The organism is Paenibacillus methanolicus, from assembly GCF_008124765.1.
Lineage (GTDB): Bacteria > Bacillota > Bacilli > Paenibacillales > Paenibacillaceae > Paenibacillus_Z > Paenibacillus_Z methanolicus.
In genome coordinates this window covers 1-1,389 of record NZ_VNHS01000032.1, presented here as the reverse complement: position 1 = coordinate 1,389, position 1,389 = coordinate 1, and the positions used below count along the sequence as shown (strand labels likewise).

Here is a 1,389-nt window from a genome sequence, read left to right as displayed (position 1 = left end):
TATGGTGCTACAAGATGTCAAGACAGCTTTTTTGATATTTTAAGGTGTGAAATAATGCACAATGGACTGCTCTTTTATCCTTCAGCTCTGCTCAGAACAGTAGCATAACTGGAAAAGTGAGATGTGAACTCCCGCATGATGATGTCTACCGGAGGTGGACACAGCCCAAGCGAAGGCGCGGGAGCCAGGCTTTATTCACTTGTGGATGTTAGGACTACTGTTTGGTTATACACAGATTCAGGCGTTTGATTTTTGAGTGATTGATGCGGCAAATAGAAATTGTGCAAATGAATGTAATGTTCCACTCCCCGACGTGTTTCACGAGGACTATTGTACTCATGAATGTAGATCTCATTATACTTGAGACTGCGCCAGAAGCGTTCTATGGCGATGTTATCGGTAGCACGACCCTTACCGTCCATACTGATCCGAACGCTGTTTTCCTTCAACAGATCGATATACTGTGGACTTGTAAAGTGGCTGCCTTGATCACTGTTAATAATCTCCGGTTGGCGGCGCGCTAAGGCTCTTCTCATTGTTTCTAGCACAAAGCCGATCTCTAAGGATTGATCCAATTGCCAGTCTATGATGTATTTGGAATACCAGTCGATAATGGCAAACAAGTACATCCAGCCATGCTTCATCCGTATGTAGGTGATGTCCACAGACCATACTTGATCCGGATGCGTGATGTCCAATTTACGCAGGAGATACGGATAAATGCGGTGCCGTAAGTCGCGCTTGCTAAGATTCGGGCCGGGGTATATCGCTATGATCCCCATCTCACGCATGTAGCTTCTAACGGTGTTAGCGTGGATGCTATCTCCTTCCCGATTCATGATGGCGGCAATCTTTCTGTACCCCAAAAAGGAATGCCGCGTGAACAATTCGTCAATCCGGTGCTTGAGGCGGATTTCCTCCGGGGATGGAGGGACAGGCTTGTAGTACAGACTGCTGCGATTGAGGCCTAATAGCTCAGCTTGTACGCTTAATGACAGTTCGGGGCTGTGCCAATCTAATAGCTCGATGCGCTCTTCTCGCGACCAGCTAGAGGCCAGATTTTTTTTTAATCCACGAGAGTTGCGTGGAGAGTTTTCCGACTTCGGCGTAGAGTTCGCTGATCTGCTGTTCGTAATCCTGCTTCATCTTAGTGATGCCTTTTCGATCGTCGACGAACAGTTGTGAGAGATTCTGAACAGCTTCAGACTTCCACCTGGTGAGGACATTAGCGTGGATGCCATGCTCAGCTGCAAGCTGCGCAACGGACTTTTCTTCTTTCAGAATTTCCAGCACTAGACGCGCTTTTTCCTCGGGAGTAAACGTTCTTCTTGTCGGCTTCATACAACTAAGATACTCCTTTTTGCTGTCTAGTTTCTATGTAGCATTATA

The 1,389-nt window shown here is 46.8% G+C and carries 1 protein-coding gene; it reads right to left on the bottom strand.

The genetic code is table 11. The features are described 5' to 3' along the window. Positions 1-191: 191 nt before the first annotated feature. A protein-coding gene (locus BCM02_RS35055; RefSeq protein WP_425466220.1) for an IS3 family transposase occupies positions 192-1,341 on the bottom strand; the annotation gives its coding sequence in 2 pieces (ribosomal slippage) (positions 192-1,070 and positions 1,072-1,341; 1,149 coding nt in all). Between the last annotated feature and the right edge of the window lie 48 nt (positions 1,342-1,389).